The following is a 20086-nucleotide window of genomic DNA, read 5'->3' as shown; positions in this document are numbered from 1 at the left end:
AATGTTTATCCTCTCGTGATGACCAACACCCGAGCCCGAAAGGCCATTCACATAGAGGGCGCCAGACACCACAACCTCAAGAATCTGACTCTGGACATTCCCAGAGACGAACTTGTCGTGGTGTGCGGGCCGTCCGGTTCCGGCAAATCCACCCTTGCGTTCGACATCGTGTACGCCGAGGGCCAGCGTCGCTACGTGGAATCCCTGTCCGCCTATGCGCGCCAGTTTCTGCCCCAGATGGACAAGCCGCAGGTGGACAAGGTGGAGGGGCTGTCCCCGGCCATTTCCCTTGAACAGCAGACCGCCACGCGCAACCCGCGTTCCACCGTGGGCACAGTGACCGAGGTCTACGACTTTCTGCGCGTGTTCTACGCCCGTCTGGGCAGATTCCACTGTCCGGAATGCGGCAGGCCCATCGAGGCCCAGACCACGGACGAGATCGTGAACACGATTCTGGACATGGAGCCGGGCACGAAGTTCATGGTTCTGGCTCCGCTCGTGGATCACCAGAAGGGCACGCACAAGGACCTGCTGGCCAAGCTGCGCAAGGAAGGGTTCGTGCGCGTGCGCGTGGACGGAGCCATGCACACGCTGGATGACGTGCCCGAGCTGGAAAAGAACAGGAAGCATGTCATCGATCTGGTGGTGGACCGTCTGGTGATCAAGGCCGACATCCGCAAGCGGCTGGCCGATTCCGTGGAACTGGCGCTGGAAAAGGGCGACGAGCGCCTCATCCTGTCCGTGGTGGGCGGGGGCAATCCGGGCGACACGTTCATGTCCACCCTGTCCACATGCCCGTCGTGCAAGATTTCCATGCCTCGGCTCACGCCTCAGCTCTTTTCCTTCAACTCGCCTCAGGGTGCGTGTCCGCACTGCAACGGCATCGGGGCCGAGGAATATTTCGAACCGGACCTTGTCGCGCCCAACAAGGGGTTGTCCCTGAACGAGGGCGGCATCATTCCGTGGAAGTCGGCATACCGCCAGAACCAGTACGGTCCGGTGCTGACCGGACTGGGCAGGAAGCATGGCTTCACCCTGGACACGCCGTTGGGCGAGTTTTCGGAAGCTGCGTGGGAAGCCCTGTTTCACGGAGATGCGGAATGCAAGTGGACCGGTGTCATCGCGATTCTGGAATACGGCCTGCAACAGTCCGGGGTCTGGGATCACTGGCTGAACCGGTTTCGCCAGAGTCGTCCCTGTCCGGTCTGCCACGGAGCGCGGCTCCGGCCCGAATCCCTTGCCGTGCGCGTGGGCGACAGAAACATTTTCGAATTCGTGTCCATGTCCATTGAACGGGCTCTGGAGTGGCTGGAACAGCAGGAATTTTCCGGGCACGAGAACCTGATTGCCGAGCCGCTGCTCAAGGAACTGACCTTCAAGCTCGGATTCATGGTCAACGTGGGACTGGAATATCTGAGTCTGGGTCGGAACATGGCCACCCTGTCCGGTGGCGAGGCCCAGCGCATCCGGCTCGCGTCCCAGCTCGGCTCCGGGCTGGTGGGCGTGACATACGTGCTGGACGAGCCTTCCATCGGCCTGCATCCGCGTGACAACGAACGGCTTCTGCGCACCTTGCGTTCGCTCCAGACCCGGGGCAACACCGTGCTTGTGGTGGAGCACGACGAACCCACCATCCGCCATGCGGACCATGTCATCGAGATGGGGCCGAATTCCGGCATGCTGGGCGGCGAGGTCGTGTTTCAGGGGCCGGTGTCCGAACTGCTCAAGGCGGATTCCCTGACCGGCAAATACCTGCGTGGAGACATGCACATCGAGATTCCCACGGAGCGGCGCAAACCCACGGGGAGTATTTCGCTCAGGGGCGTGACCACCAACAACCTCAAGAATCTGGACGTGGACATTCCGCTCGGCGTGATGACCTGCGTGACCGGAGTGTCCGGTTCGGGCAAGAGTTCGCTGGTCATGGATTCCCTGTACAAGCATCTGTTGCTGCATCAGGGCGTGAAGGCGGATTCCCCGGGCCGCATCGCCGGCATCGAGGGCGTTGATCTGGTGGAAAAGGTCATTTCCATCGACCAGACGCCCATCGGCCGCACGCCGCGTTCCAATCCGGCCACGTATACCAAGATATTCGACGAAATACGCAAGATCTTTGCCGGGTCCAGGGAAGCGCGCAAGCGCGGATATCAGCCGGGCCGGTTCAGCTTCAATGTCAAGGGCGGCCGATGCGAGGCGTGCAAGGGCGATGGCCAGATTCGCGTGGAGATGCATTTTCTGCCCGACGTGTACGTGACCTGCGAGGCGTGCAAGGGCATGCGCTACAACGCCCAGACCCTGGAAGTGAGCTACCGGGACAAAAACATCGCGGACGTGCTGGACATGACCGTGCGTCAGGCCAAGAAGTTCTTCGAGAACCATCCGGCCCTGCTGCGGCGGCTGGAAGTGCTGGAACAGGTCGGGCTGGAATATCTCCGGCTGGGCCAGCCCGCCACCACGCTGTCCGGAGGCGAGGCCCAGCGCATCAAGATTTCCCGCGAGCTGGGCAAGCGCCGCCTGCCCGGTGCGCTCTACATTCTGGACGAGCCCACCACCGGACTGCACATGCACGAGGTGGGCAAGCTCATCCGCGTGCTGCACCAGCTCGTGGACAAGGGCGCAACCGTGATCGTCATCGAGCACAACACGGACGTGATCCTGTCCTCGGACCATGTCATCGATCTTGGCCCGGGCGGCGGGGAGAGCGGCGGCACCATCGTGGCCTCGGGCACGCCCGAACAGATCATGGCCAACCCGGATTCCGTGACCGGAAGGTTTCTGGAATAGCGGACTCTGCTTCGAACCGGCCTATCGCATTGAACGAAAAAAGGGCGGGCTCCCGAGGGAGTCCGCCCTTTCCGTTGTCATGTCGTTTCCTAGAACCGTTCGAAGTCCTCGTCGTCCGAAGACAGGCCGATGTCCACACCGCTGTCCCTGGCGGGCTTGGCCTTGGGCTTGGGAGCGGCAAGGGCCTTGGGCTTGCTGCCTGCCGGGGTCACCCGCTGGACATAGCCGCTGCCAGCATCGTCCAGACGGAAGAAGGCCACGGTGTCCTGAAGCGTGGATGCCTGGGACGAGAGCTCCTCGGAGGTGGAGGACATCTCTTCCGAGGCCGAAGCGTTCTGCTGCACCACGGAGTCGAGCTGCTGGATCGCGCTGTTGATCTGGGTCGCGCCGGAATTCTGTTCGTTGCTGGCTGCGGTGATTTCCTCCACCAGCTCGGCTGTGCGGCGGATGTCCGGAACCAGTCTGGCCAGAAGTTCTCCGGCCCGGTCCGCCACGTCCACGCTGCTTCCGGCCAGCTCGCTGATCTCGCCTGCGGCCACGCCCGAGCGTTCGGCCAGCTTGCGCACTTCCGCGGCAACCACGGCAAATCCCTTGCCGTGCTCTCCGGCCCGCGCAGCCTCGATGGCCGCATTCAGGGCCAGCAGGTTGGTCTGGCGCGCGATTTCCTCGATAATGGAAATCTTGTCCGCGATTTCGCGCATGGCGGTCACGGCTTCGGACACGGCATTGCCGCCTTCCTCGGCGCTGGCCGCAGCGTCTCGGGCCAGCTTCTGGGTCTGGGCCGCATTTTCCGCGTTCTGGCTGATGTTGGAGGCCATTTCCTCCATGCTTGAAGAGACTTCCTCAATGGAGGCGGCCTGTTCGGTCGCGCCCTGCGAGAGTGTCTGGGACGTGGACGAAAGTTCGCCCGCTCCGGCAGCCACATGGTCCGTGACCGTGCGCACCTCGCCCACGACCTGCATCAGGTTCGCGCCCATGTCGGACAGGGTTCTGGCGAGTTGCCCCACTTCGTCCTTCTGGTCGATGTCCAGGGACGCGTTCAGGTGCCCGGCCGCAATCTCCTCGGCAAAGGCCACGCTCTTGACCAGCGGCAGGGTGATGCTGCGGGCGATCAGGAACACGATGAAAATGACGATGAGCAGGGCGCCTACGGTCAGGCCGACGCTCAGGTAGAGGAAGGCATCCGCATCCGCAAAGATCGTGGTCCGGGGAATGGCAATGCCGATGGTCCACGGCGTGCTGGTCCCGCTGATCAGGATCGGCGAGAACAGATAGAGATACTCGGTCCCGTCCAGCGTGGAGGTCATGAAGGCCTGATATGTCTTGCCCTGCCGGATGGCGTCGGAGATCGGGGCGCGCATTTCCGGGGCAAAGGTGTCCGTGATGTTCTTGCCCACGACCGTATTGTTGGGATGCGCCACGCAGTAGCCCTTGTTCGAGGCGATGAAGGCATAGCCCGTACCCATGGGCTTGATGCCGTCCACCATGGCCTGAAAAGCGGACAGGGTGAAGTCGATGCCCACGATGCCGATGAACTTGCCGTTTTCCCGAATGGGCACGCTGACCGTGGCCATGTTGGTCTTGGCCACGTCGGTCCAGTAGGGTTCGGTCAGGATCGGGCCGTTTGTGTCCCTCGGATCCTTGTACCATGCGCGCGTATTGGGGTAGTCGTACTGGGCCAGATTCTCCACCTTGAGGGTGCCGCCCTCGCGCCACCAGTAGTTGCCGTAGGCCCCGCCCATGTGCTTCCAGAAATCATCCCTGGCAGCGTATTCCGCATCCCTGCCGTCAAGGGCGTCGGGTTCGAAGCAGGACTGGGTCCCGAAAAAGGTGGGGTCGGAAAGCGTGATCGCTTTCTGCATCTCGTCCACGACCTTTCTGTCGATGATCTCCCGGTTCGAGACCATGCCCTCGAAGGCCGAGGCCAGCCCCTTGCTTGCGTTCAGGGCCTTTTCAATGTTGTTCTTGACTTCATTGCCATACCGGTTCGCCATTTCCTCGGCGATTTCCTCGGCGGACTGCACGGCGATCGATCGGGTTTTTGAAACCACGATCACCGTGTACACGGTCAGGATCAGGGCCACGGCCAGGCAGACGCTGAGCCCGATCTTGTACCGTAGGGACAGGTTCTTGAAAGACATGAGGGTTCCTCCTGATACGGCAAATTACGTTTTTTTCGCAGTTTAGCGCTTCAGGAAGTAAAAACCATTATTATAATGGGGTTGCAGGCCGGAAATCAGGACAGTCGTTCGTAGAACCGGTTCAGCCGGGTCGCCACGATTTTGTCGGACCAGCGGTTTTCCATGAATTCTCGGGAACGCAGGCCGATTTCCCGGCACAGCTCCCGGTCGGCAGCCAGTTCGCGAAGACGTCCGGCCAGTTCCTCGGCGTTGCGGGCGATCACCCACGGCAGGTCGTCGGTTCCGGCGAATTCCGCCATGTGGCCCCGGTTCCAGTCATCCAGACCGGCGATCACGGCCAGTCCCTGCGACAGCCCTTCCAGACTGCTCACCCCGTAATATCCCTGCATGTGGTCGAAGCACACGTGGCACTGGCGCTTGCGGCGCAGACATTCGGTGTTGGGCACGTCGTCGATCAGGTCGAGGTCCAGCCGCTGGCCGTCCCTGTTCAGTTCGTCGACCACGCCCAGAAATTCGTCGGTGTTCTTGAGGTCCTTGCGCGTGGGCGAATGACAGACCCGGAGCGGACCGGGCGTGTCGAACCTGCCCGGCAGGGGAAGCAGCAGGGGATCGTTCACGGGCACGGGATTGGGCAGCCACATGGCCTCGGGCAGGAGCCGGAGCAGGTCCGGCGTGCTGACCAGCAGATTGGTGCGGCCCAGCGCACGATATCGCACGCGAAAGGATTCCGGGTTGGAGCGGAAGTCGTGATGCCCGTGATGGTGATGCACCACGGCCTTGCCATCGATGTAGTCGGCCGGTGTGAACGGGCCGAAGCGCACGTATTCGTCGCAGGTCATGTGGAAATGGAACACGTCGGCCCCGGCCATGAGTTCGCCGAGTTCGTCCAGTCCGTCCGGGCCGAGGTCCGGGACGTGCAGGTCGGCTCGCCATGAATGGGTGTAGCGGGTTTCCAGCGTGGCGAGTCGGGCGGAATGATTCGTGTGGCGGTTCAGGGCGCGGCAGAATTGAATGGCCGTGCCCGCCGGGTCGTTGATGGCCAGCATCAGGATGTTCACGCCGTGCTCCTATTCGTAGATGATGCGGATCGTGTTCAGGTAGTGCTCGGCTTCGGCAGCCAGTTGCCCGGCCTGCCCGGGCCGTTCTTCCCGGCCCGCGATTTCCAGCGCGGCACCCAGTTCCGAAATCCGGTTCAGGCCGTATGATGCGCCCGAGCCCTTGAGCTTGTGGCCCAGCAGGCGCACGGTTTCATGATCACCATGCCGCACCGCATCGAGCAGGGTGCGCAGGTTGGCCCGGCAGAGTTCCAGATATCGGGGCATGATGGGCGCAAGCTCCGGGTCCACGCAAACGGTTTCGGAAGTCGTCATTTTGCGGTCTTGCCTTCAGGGTCCTTCTCCACCTTGTGCAGTTCGCGGCTTCTGTCGCCGGACAGATCGAGCCTGTCGAACCCGGGGCTGTTCGGGAGCTGGACGGAAAATTCGCGCAGTTCGTCGATGCGGGCCACCTCGTTGTTCAGGGCCGCATCCAGAACATGGCCGCCGCCGGTGCGGTCCTCGGTCAGGAAATGCCAGTGGAAGCCGGGCACGTTCACCCCGCGCACGAACGCCGGGGAATAGAAGCCCACCAGCGTGCCCCGGCCCGTGAACTTGACCACCACCTGCTGCTTCACGAGTTCGGCAAGCGGCTGGTAGGGCGGATTCTGCCGGGGAATGGCCCGGGCCTTGATCCGGGAGAAGCGGCCGTCGATGCGGATGGCGCAGAACGTGTTGCGTGAGGGCAGGGCCGCAAGCACGGCCTTGTTCAATTCGTCCAGCGACCGGATTCTGCCGAGCTTGAGGATCACGTCCTCCTCGAAGAACGTGACCACGGCGAACGGGGTCAGGGCCTGATCCGAGGGGGTGACCGCCTTGCCTCCGGCCGTGACGTGGTAGCACTGGCCTTCCAGAACGACCATCTCGCCGTCAAGACCGTTGAAGGTGCCCAGACCGAAATCCCCGTGAAACTTGAGATCGCGCACGGTGAGGTCGCCGTCGTACAGCCCGGCGAGCAGCGCGTCGATGGTGGAGTACTGGTACAGCCCGTTTCCGGCAGGGGCTGGTCCGGCAAGGCAGAGGGTGAAGAGCAGGGTCAGGCAGAGGACTGGACCGGAGAGCCGGAAACGTTTGTGCATCATCATCTCCTTCCGGTCAGCATGGATTCCTTGTCAAAGGTGTTCTTGGTCAAGCGCTTGAGCCAGACTTCGCCCGTGTTGCTCAGGAACAGGAGCTTGCGGCCCTGATTGCCGCCCACGTCGGTCACCGAGATATCCAGCCCCGCGAACTTGAGCAGCTTGCGCGCCATCTCCACGTTGCGGCGGCCGATGTCGTAGGAGCTGTACTCCATGCCGCGCACTGCAATGCCGGATGCGCCGCCGAACATCTTCACCACGAGATCGGACTTGGGAATCTTCAGCTTCTTCATGCTGTCGAGCATGGTTTCCAGAGCCGTGTCCACGAATCGGCAGGGCTGGATGGTGGACACGCCGGGCCGCTTGTTGTCCGAGCTGTCCGGCAGGAATGCGTGGCAGATGGCTCCGATGCCGTGCTTGGGGCTGTGCATGGTCACGGCCAGACATGATCCGAGCACCGTGTTCACGAGCGTTGGCTGCACCGCGAGGTAGCAGTCTCCGGTCTGCAAGAAGACCTTGGGATAACCTTGGGTGTCTTTTTCCATGCGAGGGGCCTGCCCGCCGGTTTTTCTTGAGGAACCATTCCCCCAGGGAAACAAATGAACCATGTGTCCTCGATCAAGTCAACCGCGTTGTATTTCCGGCATGTTCGATCTGTCGGGTCACGAATTGGGAAAGAATCAGGGATATGAGGCCCATTGCCGCGCCTCCCAGAAACACGATCCGATAATCCGCCATCCAGAGAATTCCGCCCATGAAGGGGATGAACACGGCTGCGATGTGATTGATGGTGAATCCCACGGCCATGCCCGAGGCAATGTCCTTCGGGTCCGCGATCTTCTGGTAGAAGGTCTTCACGGCCATGGAAAAGTTGAAGAAGATGTTGTCCAGAACATAGAGCGCCCCGGCCACGACAGGGCTGTCGGTCCAGGCATAGGCAAGGAAGATCACGATCAGGCTGCCATATTCCACGGACAGGACCGAGCGTTCGCCGAAACGGTTCACGGCTCGGGCCAGCAGGGGGTTGGCCACGAAGTTGATCACGTTGTTCACCACGAACAGGATGGTGATGGCCTGAATGGAATACCCGAATTTTTCCACCAGCAGAAAGACCGCGAATGCCACGAAAATCTGCCGTCTGGCCCCGGCCATGAAGGTCAGGGCGTAGAAGAGCCAGTACCGGGTGCGAAAGACCAGTTTCTTGCGCTGGGGCGGCAGGGTGCTGTCGCTGGGATTGCGGGTCAGTCCCCACAGCCCGGCCAGAAGCGGTATTGCGCCCAGAGCGATGAACATGGCCGTGAAGCCCATGTGTCTGGTCATGATCCAGATGGCGCCGCCCACTGCGATGTTGGTCAGGGCGGTGAACGACCTGAGCCGGCCCATGACCACCGGGGCCTCGGTGTGGCTGAAGTACTGGAGGGTCAGGGACTGGTTCATGGTTTCGAAGTAGTGGAACCCGAAACTCATGATCAGGGTGGTGAAGACCAGCCCGGCCGTGGTGGGCAGCCATCCGGCCAGAGCCACGCCTGCGCCGAGCACGGCCACGGAGAACGCGGCCAGCCGGTGTTCGCGAACGAACAGGATGACGTAGACCGCGAGCAGGGCCAGAAAGCCGGGAATCTCGCGTACGGACTGGACCAGCCCCATGTCCAGCCCGGAAAGTCCGCCCACGTCCACGGCAAAGTTGTTGATCAGGGTGCGCCAGCCCTGAAACCCGACAGTGGAGGAAACCACGAGGACGAGCAGGAACAGGTACATCCGGCGCTTGGATTCGGTATTCATCATTGGTTCTCCGGTCTCCCTTCCGGGGGGCTTATGGGCTTTGCTTTCGGAAAAATCAAGGGTATTGTCCGCGCAATATAGATTCTTTCAGCTTTATCAATCCGGAATGCATATGGATACATCGAAGAAAATAATCGTGAGCGCCTGCCTTGCGGGCGAGCCGTGCCGCTATGATGGCCAGTCCGTCCCCTTTGAACCCGCCGTGGAACTGGTTCGGCAGGGCCGGGCTCTGCTCGTGTGCCCGGAACAGCTCGGGGGGCTGCCCACGCCCAGAACTCCGGCCGAGATCGTTGACGGCCGTGTTCTGGACCGGGACGGCAATGACGTGACCCATGCGTTCGAACTGGGCGCGCGCAAGGCGCTGGACCTTGCCCGGGAAGCCGGATGCGAGGAAGCCCTGCTCAAGTCGCGTTCCCCTTCCTGCGGGCCGGACACCGTGTATGACGGCACGTTTTCCGGCAGACTGATTCCGGGCGAGGGCATGTTTGCTGCCCTGCTTCGGAAGAACGGCGTCATGGTGCGGGCCGAGACCTGTGAAGAGTGATTCGGATTTCGGTCTGCCTCTGACCATTGCCGAACATCCCCGGGCAAGGCGCGTGCTGATCAAGCTGGTGCCGGGCAAGGGATTGCGCGTGGTCGTGCCCAGGGGATTCGATCGTTCCCTGATCCCGGGCATTCTCGAAGAGAAACGGGAGTGGATCGAGCGCACGCGCCGGAACATGGAGGAGCGCGGCGTGGACCTGTCCGGCGCACTGCCCGAATTCCCGGAGCGCATCGAGTTTCGCGCCGTGGGTCGGGAATACGAGGTGGGCCGGGTGGAGCGGTCCGGGACCGTGCACGTGCGGGAGAGCGCGAACCGGATTCTGGTGTCCGCGCCGGGACCGGATGATGTTGCCGCCCTTGATGCATTGAAACGGTTCACGGCCCGAAAGGCGCGCGAGCAGTTCGTGCCCTGGCTGTCCGAGGTGGGCCGGGAACTCGGACTGGAGCATTCCGCAGTGCGCATCCGGTTCCAGAAGACGCGCTGGGGAAGCTGTTCCGCGCAGGGCACCATCAGCCTGAACGCCCGCCTGCTCTTTCTTCCGCCCCATCTGGTGGACCAGCTTTTCGTTCACGAGTTGTGTCATCTCAGGCATCTCGATCATTCACAGGCCTTCTGGAAGACCGTGGCCGGGTTTCGTCCCGGATTCCGGGAAAACGAGGCTGCCCTGAATGCCGCCGGGCGTCTGGTGCCGCTCTGGGCCGCGTGATGTCTTGCTCTTTCCTCTTTTTCGGGTACTATATGATGATATGAGCGGACTTTCCGCTTTACAGCCCGCTGACGAGGAGAGTGCATGCAGATTACTGCCGATTGTCTGGCCGCCATCCGGTTCGAATTGTTCTGGCGCAGCCACCATGTTGCGCATACGGACGCGATGTACGCGCCGAACGTGAATTTTCAGGGCGACATCCTGCCCCTGAACCTCAAAAGTCGTCTGCTGGCCCTCGGGCCCGGGGATGGCGTGGAAATGCAACTGGATGCATCCGAGGTGCCACAGTTTTCCGAAAGCCGGATTCATGACATGCCGCTGTACAAGTTCCGGTCCGCAATCGTGGACGGTCGCCGGATCAAGCCGCGCATCGGACGCTATTATCCCCAGACCCTGCTCCAGGACGTGCCGGGTGCGCACCCCTCGAACACCTTGCCCTTTCGCGTGGTGGGCAGGACCAAGGCCAGTCTCAAGGCCGACCTGAACCATCCCATGGCCGGGCGTGAGGTGACGTTGCGCGCGCGGGTCTTGGAAGTGCGCGAACGCGGCTCCGAGCCAGGCGGCATGCTGCACAACTGGACAAACGTGCTGCTGGACGGCCCGGGCATGCAGGCGCGGCTCGAGGACACGCCCACGGATTTTCTCGGGTCCGATCCGTTTCATCGCGAGGACGAGTCCCCGGATGCGGAATTCTTTTCCAAACCCCGGCTCGTGCCGCATCTGGACAGGCAGGCCCGGGAAAACATTGTCTGGCTGTACGACAGGCTGCTGGCTGACGGCATGGACGTGCTCGACCTCATGGCCGGGCATATCTCCCATCTGCCGGACGCACTTCGACCCGGTTCCGTGACCGGGCTCGGCATGAATCAGGAGGAAATGCGGCGCAACTCGCGTTTGGATCGGAACGTGGTCCACGATCTGAACGCGGACCCGACCCTGCCCTTTGCGGACAACAGCTTCGACGCGCTGGTGTGCACCTCGTCCGTGGAGTACCTGATCCAGCCGTTCGAGGTCTTTGCGGACGCGGCACGGGTACTTCGGCCCGGCGGCGTGTTTGTCCTGACGTTTTCCCATCGCTGGTTCCAGCCCAAGGTCATCCGCATCTGGGCCGAACTGCACGAGTTCGAGCGCATGGGGCTGGTCTGCCAGTACTTCAAGCGGTCCGGGGCGTATCGTGATCTGGAGACATGGTCCGAACGCGGCTGGCCTCGTCCGTTTGACGAGCGGGACCGCTACTATCCCGCCTTGCAGGACTCGGACCCGGTGTTCGCGGTCTGGGGCAGAGTGGGGGAATAGGCCCGGCAGGCGAATATCGAATACTTGACGAATCCCCGGGTTCGTGCGAATCGGCCTCATCTTTTCTCAATGAATCTCAACGGGGGATTGCACACCATGATTCTTCTCGATGGCAAGGAAACCGCCAAACAGATCCGGTCCGAAATCCGGGAAGAGGTGGACTCGCTCCAGGCCCGATTCGGCCGCGAGCCGGGTCTTGCCGTGGTTCTCGTGGGCGAGGACCCGGCTTCCCAGGTGTATGTGCGCAACAAGGAACGGGCGTGCGCCGACTGCGGCATCCGCTCCATTCCGCACAGGCTGGCATCCGCTTCCCAGCACGAGTTGGAAGGCCTGATTCAGGAACTCAACCGGGATGTTTCCGTGGATGGCATTCTGGTGCAGCTGCCCCTGCCCGCCGGGCTGGACAGCCAGAAGATTCTCGACCTGATCGACCCGAACAAGGACGTGGACGGGTTTCACCCGGTCAACGTGGGCAAGCTCTCCCTTGGTCTGCCCGGGTTCCGACCCTGCACCCCGGCCGGCGTGATCAACCTGCTCCGTCGCTACGACCTTGATCCGGCCTGCAAGAAGGCCGTTGTCATCGGTCGTTCCAACATCGTGGGCAAGCCGCTTGCCATGATGCTTTCCCAGTCCGGCCCCTGCGCCAACGCCACTGTGACCCTGTGCCATTCCCGCACTGCGGACCTCAAGGCCGAATGTCTGGAAGCGGATTTCGTGTTCGCTGCCGTGGGTGCGCCCAGGTTCGTGACTGCGGACATGGTCAAGGAAGGTGCGGTCGTGGTGGACGTGGGCATCAACCGCACGGACGAAGGGCTTGTGGGCGACGTGGATTTCGAGGGCCTCAAGGACAAGGTCCATGCCATGACCCCGGTTCCGGGCGGCGTCGGTCCCATGACCATTGCCCAGCTCATGGTCAACACGCTGGAGGCGTTCAAGCTGCACGTCGGCGTGTAACTTTTCGGACTTCCAGGTTATTTTGCGAGGCGGGTTTTCTTCGGAAAGCCCGCCTCCCTTTTTTTCCCGAGGTGACCGCTTTGCCATTTTCCGGTGCATCCTGTATAGGACAGGAGCAAAAATCGAACAGGGGAACTTGATGTCGCACGCTGTGGGTTCGGGAAGAATGGCTGGGGTTCTGATTGCCGCAATGGTCATGGCGGTTCTGTGCCTGTGGCCCGGCCCGGCATGGTGCGCCCGCGATCTGCCCGGCGTGGTGCGCATGCCCGTGGACCCCACTGTGCTGCCTCCGTCCCGGCCGGAAATGCCGGTTGCGCCCCAAGGAACCACCGTCGAGGTCAAGGCCGAGGGCGATGGGGAGAACGAGGCGAAGTCTCTGACCGCCACGCCCGGCAGCGTGTCCGAGGAAAATCTTGTGCCCGAGGAGGGAGCCGCTTCGCCAACGGCACCGGACAGGACTTCCGCTTCGGAAGCCGAACCAGCGCCTGCGGATTCCTCCGCGCCCCTGGCAACGCCAGCGCCTTCCCCCGCTGTTCCTGCAGTCAAATCCGATCAGCCAGCCAAACCCGCCAGTGCCCCGACAGCCGTGCCATCGCTCAAGGTTGCGGAAAAGCCCGCGCCCATGCCCGGCATCGGCGTGGTGACCGATGTGTCCCTGACCTCGGGCAACAACGGATTCGTCCTGAAAATCGTCACGGATCGAGAGATCGGGGACGTGTCCTACTTCACCCTGTCCGGTCCGGCCCGGTTCGTGTTCGACCTGCGCGGCAAATGGACGCTCCGGCATCGGAACGTGCTGCGCCGCAATGCGGGCCCGGTCCGCCATGTCGTGGCCGGAGAACATCCGGACAGACTTCGTTTCGTGGTGCATCTGCGCACTGCGCCCAAGGCACGGATCAAGCCGGAAATCGAAAATACCGGAAACTCTCTCGGGATCGTGGTACGGTCGGACGCGTTCTGATTCTTTTCGGATGTTGCGAAATCGTAACATCCGGGTCATGGACGTGTAACTCCGCAAGGGTACTCACTCTTGGTTCAAGGCACCGGGCAGCGGCCCGGGCCGGAAAGACGTGAACGGAGAACGACTACATGGGCAACACCGTGAAGGTGGCTTCCGCCGGACTGGATTTCCATTATGGGGATTTCAAGGCGCTGGAAGACATCAATCTCGAATTCGAGGCGAACAGGGTCACCGCACTCATCGGCCCTTCCGGGTGCGGCAAGTCCACCTATCTTCGCTGCATCAACCGCATGAACGACCTGATTCCGGGAACGCGCGTCGACGGCCGCATGGAACTGGATGGCGAGGACATCTATGCTCCCGGGCTGGACGTGGTTTCCCTGCGTCGGCGCGTCGGCATGGTCTTCCAGAAACCCAATCCCTTTCCCAAGACCGTGTTCGAGAACGTGGCCTATGGCCTGCGCGTGAACGGCATCAAGGACCGGGAGTTCATCGGGCAGCGCGTGGAGGAGAGCCTCAAGGGCGCGGCCCTGTGGGACGAAGTCAGGGATCGGCTGCACAAGTCGGCTCTGGGACTGTCCGGCGGCCAGCAGCAGCGGCTCTGCATTGCGCGCGCTCTGGCCGTGGAGCCGGAAGTCCTGCTCATGGACGAGCCTGCATCGGCGCTGGATCCCATTGCCACGCAGAAGATCGAGGACCTGATCCACGAGCTCAAGAAGAGTTTCACCATCATCATCGTGACCCACTCCATGCAGCAGGCCGCGCGCGTGTCCGACCGCACCGCGTTCTTCTTCATGGGCAGGCTCATCGAGGTGGACAGGACCAGGGCCATGTTCACCAAGCCGAAGAACAAGCAGACCGAGGACTACATTACCGGCAGGTTCGGCTAGGCCGTTCTCCCGGCATGTTTTCAAGCCGCACGAGGCAACATATGGAACAGAGACAGCATTTCACGAAAAAGCTCGAAGAGCTGAAGGTAAAGGTCCTGCGCATGGCCGCGCTGTCCGAAACGGCAGTGCACAAGGCCGTGAAGGCGTTTCTGGAGAATGACTCGGATCTGGCCGAGGACGTCATTCAGAACGATACCGTAATCAATGACATGGAAGACGAGCTGGACGCCTTCAATCTGGAGCTTCTGGCACTGGATCAGCCCATGGCCGTGGACCTGCGCACCATCATCGGCGCCATGCGCATCACCGTGAATCTGGAACGCATGGGCGACGAGGCCGTGAATCTGGCGCATCGGGCCATGTTTCTGAGCGCGCGTCCGCCCCTGCCGCACGATCCCCGGATGGAGGAACTGGCCGAAACCGCCAAGCGCATGCTTTCCGACGCGTTCAAGGCCTACATCGACGACGACGTGGCCCTGGCACAGCAGGTCTGCCGCATGGATGATCGGGCCGACAGTCTGAATTACGCCATTCTCAAGCAGTCCATTCAGGGCATGGTGTCCGAAACCCGCATAGTGGAGCGCGGAGTGCACGCCATCATCGGCGCACGTCATCTGGAGCGCATTGCGGATTTGGCGACCAACGTATCCGAGACCGTGGCTTTCATCGTGGAAGGGGTCAATCTCAAGCATCGCTGCAAGGAGTAGCTGGCGGGCGAGAAGGGGACGATCGCTGCGTTGCTGCAAAAAGGCCGGACCCTCGCGTATTGAAGCATACGCGTCGGCCCCGGTCTTTTTTTGCGCCTTGCGCTCGCCCCCTTCTCGCCCGCCAGCCGCAGGATGACGGGACGATCGCTGCGTTGCTGAAAAAGGCCGGACCCTCGCGCATTGAAGCATACGCGTCGGCCCCGGTCTTTTTTTGCGCCTTGCGCTCGCCCCCTTCTCGCCCGCCAGCCGCAGGATGACTGGACGATCACGGTTCATCCGTTTCCGTAAAGAAAAACAGCCCCGTTTCGCACGATGCGTTACGGGGCTGATGTTTTTTGGGGGGTGAAGCCGGGAAGCGGTCTGTTAGTCGTCCTTGTCCAGAACCACGCGTAGGCGGGAATCCGGCTTGAGCAGCACATCGCGCTGGGGGAACGGAAATTCGATGTCGTGTTCCGCAAACAGGTCCCAGATGCGTTCCAGAACCGCGCTGCGCACGTTGGCCACCCCGTTTTCCGGGTCGCCGATCCAGATGCGGAGCTGGAGGTCCACGGAATTGTCGCCCAGCCCCACGAATCGGGCGGCCGGTCCCGGGTTGGTCAGTATGCGCGGAATGCCTTCCGTGGCCTCCACCAGCAGTTTCAGTGCCAGCTTCACATTCGAATCGTAGGCTACGCCTACCGGAATCTTGATGCGGATGCTGGTGTCGGAATAGGACCAGTTCACCACCTCGTTGGCAATGAGATGCTCGTTCGGCACCAGATATTCCTTGCCGTCCCGAGTCAGGACCGAGCAATAGCGGGAATGCATGCCTCGGACCACGCCGAACACGCCACCCACCTCGATGGTGTCGCCCGGTTTGATGGATCGGTCCATGAGCAGGATCACGCCCGAGACCAGATTCGAGAACACGGTCTTGAGCCCGAAGCCGATGCCCACGCCGATGGCGCCGCTGAAGAATGCCAGACTGCTCAGGTCGATGCCCACGCTGCTCAGGGCGATGAACAGGGCCGCTGCATACAGGGATATCTTCAATCCCTTGGAGAGCAGAACCCGGAAAGACGGGGAAATGGTGCGGGAGGTTGCCAGTCGCTGTTCCGCAAAGTTGGAGCAGAGTCCGGCCCCCTGAAACAGAATGATCGCCAGCAGCGCGGCCTTGCACACCGCGAGTACGGATATGCGGGTTTCGCCGAGGGTGATGGACAGGCCGTCCAGAAATCCGGAGAGCGGTTCGAGCAGGCCCATGACGTGCAGTGCGGCCAGTATCCAGACCACCAGTCCCACGCCTCGGGCAAGGGAACGGTTGGGTACCAGTCCGCTGACCACGCGGATCACCACCCATGCCACGCACAGGTCGGACAATCCCATGAGCAGATTGTGGGCCAGTCCCGAAGCCAGCATGGCCTCGGCCGACACGCGCAGGGTGATTACCGCGAAAGCCGGAAATACCACCCCGGCCAGCGTGGCAAAGAGCTGATGCATGAAGGCCTGTCCCGACCAGCCGTCCACCCAGGTTTCCAGTTTGCCTCGCATGGCGCGCCACAGCACCCACGCCAGCATGGCCGCGAGCAGGGCTGCACTGATCTGGAAAAGACTGTCCCAGGAAATCAGGGCTTCCCGGGCGGACTTCGCGAAGTCGGTGACAAGTTGCGTCAATGTCTGGGTTGCGGATTCGGACATGGCGCGTTCCTCCTATCCTGTCAGCCTTATCAGGCTGTCAGGATCAGATCAAGGACCACACCGAAGAACAGGACCACGGCAATGACTCCGTTCATGGTGAAGAAGGCCACGTTCACGCGGCTCATGTCGTCGGCCTTGACCAGCAGGTGCTCCAGCAGAAGGATCAGGCACACGCCGCCTGCCACCAGAAAATAGACCCAGCCCAGAGAGGCGGCCCAGCCGGCCAGCAGGAAGAACATGGCGGCCACGCCGTGGCTGAACGTGGAAATGGCCAGAGCCGGGGCAATGCCCAGCCGGGCCGGGATGGAATGCAGGCCGCGCTTGCGGTCGAATTCATGGTCCTGACAGGCGTAGAGCAGGTCGAAGCCCGCCACCCAGAAGGTCACGCCGCACAGGAGCAGCACGGCCGGGAGCGTGACAGCCGGGTCCACGCACAGCCAGCCCGCGAGCGGGGCAAGGCCCAGCACCGAGCCGAGTACGAAATGGCACCACATGGTGAACCGCTTGCAATAACTGTAGAATCCGGACCAGATCAGGGCAAGGGGTGACAGGAGCAGGCACAGGGGATTCATGAGCGCGCACGCGGCCACGAACACCACGCCGGTGCCTGCGATGAACCACATGGTAAAGGAGCGGGACAGTTCTCCCGTGACCAGAGGGCGACCCTGAGTGCGCGGGTTGTCCCGGTCGATGTCCAGATCGGCCAGTCTGTTGAAGGCCATGGCAAAGGAGCGTACCGCGACCATGGCCACGGTCAGGACCAGCAGATTCCATGTCCCGGGCCAGCCTCCGGCCGCCAGAAATGCGCCGATGAAGGCGAAAGGCAGGGCAAACACCGAGTGCTCGATCTTTATCATTCGGCAGACCGCCGCAAAATCCTTGGAAAATCTCATCAAAAAACCTCCGCATCCGAAGAATCTCCGGATGTCTCTGTTGTCGTCCGTTGCGATCGGGCGGAATTCGGTGAGGCGCTGCGTCAGTATTTGTAGACCAGAAAGGCACCGGCCATGAGCATGCCGATTCCGGCCAGACGAGCAGGGGATATGTGCCGCACCGGGAATCCCAGCACACCGAAGTGGTCCAGGATCAGGGACATGGCGAGCTGGGCCGCGATGACCCAGGCCATGGTGGAGCTGACCCCGAGCTTGGGAGCCACGATGATGCAGCTCGCCACGAATATGCCGCCCATGGCTCCGCCGGTCCATGCCCATGCGGGCAGGGTCGACAGGGCCGGGAATGAAGGTATGGGAATTCGCGCCGCCAGGCAATATGCGCCAAGACAGACCGACCCGACGAGAAAGGAGATGAAGGCGGCCAGCACCGGGCTGCCCACTCCGGCCCGCAAGACATTGTTGACGCCGACCTGCACGGCGGTGAGTGCGCCGCCGAGCATGGCGAGAAGTACAAAAAATCCTTTCATGGAGGAACGATATACGGGATTGCGTCGGGCGTCCATGCACTTTGGCGGAAATTCCCGCAGAATCGATTCGGTGCCGTAACCTGTCCGACACCCGGTCTGCGCCTTTCGGGAATACAAGGCCGGAAAGCATGATTTTCCATTCAAGGAGGATCCCATGACCGAGGCGCAGAAACTGACCATTCGGACCCATTTGCTGAACGGGCTGCATGCCCTTTCTTCGGATGACATGGAGGAGCAGACCGGATTCCGTCTGGAAAATTGTCCTGACGAGACGGATTTCGCCACCCAGCTTGCGCAGCAGGGCGTGAATCTGGCCGTGACCCGGCGCAGGATGCGCCGTCGCATCGAACTGGAGCATGCACTCAGACGGCTCCGGGAAACCGACTACGGCGTGTGCGAGGAATGCGGCGAAGGCATCGGGCTGCGTCGCCTCATGGCCAATCCCGAGGCACGGCTGTGCGTATCCTGTCAGGAGGATGCGGACGCCGGATTCGGGCGAGGCACATGAACGGAGGTGAATGATGGCGGGAAGAAAATGATGACAGGACAGGGTGCGGCTATACGTCCATGCCCTGTCTCTTGTACTCGTTGAGCTTGTTGCGCAGGGTGCGGACCGAGATGCCCAGAAGCTCGGCAGCCCGGGTGCGATTGCCCTCGGTTTCGTCCAGGCTCTTGAGGATGAGCCGTTTTTCCATTTCATGGATGGGCATGACGGACAGGGCTTCGCTCGGCGAGGAGGGCGGCTGCGCCTGAGACGCCATCTGCTGGTCCTGTTCCACTTCGGTCAGGTCTTCCGGCATCCACTGCTCGTCGCCCATGAGAAAATGCCGGGGCTGGATCGGGCCGTTTCCGGCCAGCAGCACGGCGCGTTCCATGAGGTTCTGGAGCTCGCGCACATTGCCCGGCCAATCATAGTTTGTGAGCCATTGTCTGGCCTCTTCGGAGAGCGCGAGTTTGCCGAGGCCGTAGGCCGCACAGAACTTGTTGGCGAAGAATTCGGCCAGCAGCACGGAGTCCTCGCCGCGTTCGCGCAGGGCAGGCAGCTTGAGCGGGATCACGTTCAGCCGGTAGAACAGATCCTGACGGAATTTCTTTTCCCTGACGGTTTCCTCGATGTCCCGGTTCGTGGTGGCGAGCACGCGTACGTCCACGGACACGGTTTCCACTCCGCCCACGCGGTCGAATTCCGATTCCTGAAGCACGCGGAGCAGCTTGGCCTGAAGGCCGAGGTCCATTTCCGTGATTTCGTCCAGCAGGATGGTGCCGCCGTCCGCCAGTTCGAACTTGCCGAGCTTGCGGGAAATGGCGCCGGTGAACGCGCCCTTTTCATGGCCGAACAGTTCGGATTCCAGCAGATGTTCGGGCAGGGCCGCGCAGTTGATGGCCACGAAGGGCTTGTCCGCGCGGTCGGAATTGTGGTGCAGGTAGCGGGCGAACATCTCCTTGCCCGTGCCGGAATCCCCGGAGATCAGGACCGTGGCCTTGGAACGGGCCACCTGCCGGGCCAGAGCCAGCACGCGCAGCAGGGCCTGATGGTGGCCGATGATCTGGAATCTGCCGGACGGTGCGGACGGTCTGGGTGCATGGTGCGCGGCGTGATCCGGTTTCGGTTCCGGGGCCGGATGCCGGGATGGTTCCTCGGCAGGCAGCACCAGCCTGATCTTTTCCCATGTCAGGGGCTCGACCCAGTAATCGCGTGCGCCGTGCTCCAGAAATTGCACGGCCTCGTCCGACGAGCCGTTGCGCGCAAAGACGACCACGGGCGGAAAGTCATCCATGGTTTTGGCCTGCTCCAGCAGGTTGCGGGCATCGAACCCTTGCAGTCCGGGGCGGCAGAAAATGATCAGCGGTCTGGATTTCTTGACGAAATTCACGGCCCCGTTCAGGGTGTCGGCCAGACCGGCCTGAAGACCCGCCTCCTTGAGAGTGGGAAATATTCCGGTGACCGCCTGAGGCTCCGCGATGAAAAGCACTGTTCCTGCCGACATGATTCTGATTGTATTATCCGCAACTCGGATTGTTTTCAACTTGTTCGCGCGGATGAGTCCGTTCCG

General features: G+C 62.0%; 19 protein-coding genes. 9 read left to right on the top strand and 10 right to left on the bottom strand.

The window, feature by feature from the left end; genetic code table 11:
- The first annotated feature begins 18 nt into the window (after window positions 1-18).
- Entirely contained in the window at window positions 19-2784 is a 2766-nt protein-coding gene (gene uvrA, locus MPN23_RS11395) for an excinuclease ABC subunit UvrA (protein ID WP_243547385.1), read from the top strand.
- 89 nt (window positions 2785-2873) lie between these two features.
- Here uvrA and MPN23_RS11390 read toward each other — a convergent pair whose 3' ends face one another.
- The 6 genes from MPN23_RS11390 to MPN23_RS11365 all read right to left on the bottom strand — a co-directional run bounded on the left by MPN23_RS11390 (window position 2874) and on the right by MPN23_RS11365 (window position 8880).
- Window positions 2874-4925, bottom strand: coding sequence for a methyl-accepting chemotaxis protein (locus tag MPN23_RS11390; RefSeq protein ID WP_243544316.1), 2052 nt, complete (start codon window positions 4923-4925; stop codon window positions 2874-2876).
- Window positions 4926-5020: 95 nt separating this feature from the next.
- Entirely contained in the window at window positions 5021-5983 is a 963-nt protein-coding gene (locus MPN23_RS11385) for a glycosyltransferase (protein WP_243544315.1), read from the bottom strand.
- 9 nt (window positions 5984-5992) lie between these two features.
- On the bottom strand, window positions 5993-6295 hold the full coding sequence (locus tag MPN23_RS11380; protein ID WP_243544314.1) for an Hpt domain-containing protein: 303 nt from the start codon (window positions 6293-6295) through the stop codon (window positions 5993-5995).
- Window positions 6292-7098, bottom strand: coding sequence for an acetolactate decarboxylase (gene budA, locus MPN23_RS11375; RefSeq protein WP_243544313.1), 807 nt, complete (start codon window positions 7096-7098; stop codon window positions 6292-6294). The genes MPN23_RS11380 and budA overlap by 4 nt, the downstream gene beginning before the upstream one ends.
- A gap of 2 nt (window positions 7099-7100) precedes the next feature.
- The gene (locus MPN23_RS11370) at window positions 7101-7640 is read right to left on the bottom strand and encodes a chemotaxis protein CheD (protein WP_243544312.1); all 540 of its coding nucleotides are present in this window, start codon (window positions 7638-7640) and stop codon (window positions 7101-7103) included.
- 73 nt (window positions 7641-7713) lie between these two features.
- Window positions 7714-8880 carry an MFS transporter gene (locus tag MPN23_RS11365; protein ID WP_424450051.1) on the bottom strand — a complete coding sequence of 389 codons (1167 nt, stop codon included), beginning with the start codon at window positions 8878-8880 and terminating at the stop codon, window positions 7714-7716.
- 109 nt (window positions 8881-8989) lie between these two features.
- On the opposite strand from MPN23_RS11365, the gene MPN23_RS11360 reads away from it, so the two are divergent.
- From MPN23_RS11360 to phoU, 7 genes are all read left to right on the top strand, one after another.
- Complete coding sequence (locus tag MPN23_RS11360) at window positions 8990-9421, top strand: 2-thiouracil desulfurase family protein (RefSeq protein WP_424450050.1); 432 nt, start codon at window positions 8990-8992, stop codon at window positions 9419-9421.
- Entirely contained in the window at window positions 9411-10127 is a 717-nt protein-coding gene (locus MPN23_RS11355) for a M48 family metallopeptidase (protein WP_243544310.1), read from the top strand. The genes MPN23_RS11360 and MPN23_RS11355 overlap by 11 nt, the downstream gene beginning before the upstream one ends.
- An 84-nt stretch (window positions 10128-10211) precedes the next feature.
- Window positions 10212-11423, top strand: a complete 1212-nt coding sequence (locus MPN23_RS11350; protein WP_243544309.1) for a methyltransferase domain-containing protein — start codon at window positions 10212-10214, stop codon at window positions 11421-11423.
- Between the two features lie 96 nt (window positions 11424-11519).
- Complete coding sequence (folD, locus tag MPN23_RS11345) at window positions 11520-12377, top strand: bifunctional methylenetetrahydrofolate dehydrogenase/methenyltetrahydrofolate cyclohydrolase FolD (RefSeq protein ID WP_243544308.1); 858 nt, start codon at window positions 11520-11522, stop codon at window positions 12375-12377.
- 166 nt (window positions 12378-12543) lie between these two features.
- Window positions 12544-13338: an AMIN domain-containing protein gene (locus tag MPN23_RS11340; protein ID WP_243544307.1), complete on the top strand. Its 795-nt coding sequence runs from the start codon at window positions 12544-12546 to the stop codon at window positions 13336-13338.
- Between the two features lie 128 nt (window positions 13339-13466).
- Complete coding sequence (pstB, locus tag MPN23_RS11335; protein WP_243544306.1) at window positions 13467-14228, top strand: phosphate ABC transporter ATP-binding protein PstB; 762 nt, start codon at window positions 13467-13469, stop codon at window positions 14226-14228.
- A 41-nt stretch (window positions 14229-14269) separates the two neighbouring features.
- The gene (gene phoU / locus MPN23_RS11330) at window positions 14270-14935 is read left to right on the top strand and encodes a phosphate signaling complex protein PhoU (RefSeq protein WP_243544305.1); all 666 of its coding nucleotides are present in this window, start codon (window positions 14270-14272) and stop codon (window positions 14933-14935) included.
- A 363-nt stretch (window positions 14936-15298) separates the two neighbouring features.
- On the opposite strand, the gene MPN23_RS11325 is transcribed toward phoU, so the two are convergent.
- From MPN23_RS11325 to MPN23_RS11315, 3 genes are all read right to left on the bottom strand, one after another.
- Window positions 15299-16612, bottom strand: coding sequence for a mechanosensitive ion channel family protein (locus tag MPN23_RS11325; protein ID WP_243544304.1), 1314 nt, complete (start codon window positions 16610-16612; stop codon window positions 15299-15301).
- Between the two features lie 29 nt (window positions 16613-16641).
- A complete protein-coding gene (locus tag MPN23_RS11320) occupies window positions 16642-17505 on the bottom strand; it encodes a 4-hydroxybenzoate octaprenyltransferase (protein ID WP_243544303.1) in 864 nt (287 codons plus the stop codon).
- An 83-nt stretch (window positions 17506-17588) separates the two neighbouring features.
- Window positions 17589-18032 (bottom strand): DMT family transporter, encoded by a 444-nt coding sequence (locus MPN23_RS11315; RefSeq protein WP_243544302.1) that lies wholly within the window; start codon window positions 18030-18032, stop codon window positions 17589-17591.
- Between the two features lie 154 nt (window positions 18033-18186).
- Between MPN23_RS11315 and MPN23_RS11310 the strand changes: the two genes are divergently transcribed.
- On the top strand, window positions 18187-18540 hold the full coding sequence (locus tag MPN23_RS11310) for a TraR/DksA family transcriptional regulator (RefSeq protein WP_243544301.1): 354 nt from the start codon (window positions 18187-18189) through the stop codon (window positions 18538-18540).
- Between the two features lie 49 nt (window positions 18541-18589).
- Here MPN23_RS11310 and MPN23_RS11305 read toward each other — a convergent pair whose 3' ends face one another.
- A complete protein-coding gene (locus MPN23_RS11305) occupies window positions 18590-20020 on the bottom strand; it encodes a sigma-54 dependent transcriptional regulator (RefSeq protein ID WP_243544300.1) in 1431 nt (476 codons plus the stop codon).
- Window positions 20021-20086 lie beyond the last annotated feature (66 nt).

Origin of the sequence: Pseudodesulfovibrio tunisiensis, assembly GCF_022809775.1 — a bacterium.
GTDB classification, from domain to species: domain Bacteria; phylum Desulfobacterota; class Desulfovibrionia; order Desulfovibrionales; family Desulfovibrionaceae; genus Pseudodesulfovibrio; species Pseudodesulfovibrio tunisiensis.
Note: the sequence above shows the minus strand (reverse complement) of the source record. Positions and strands in the feature narration are given on the sequence as shown.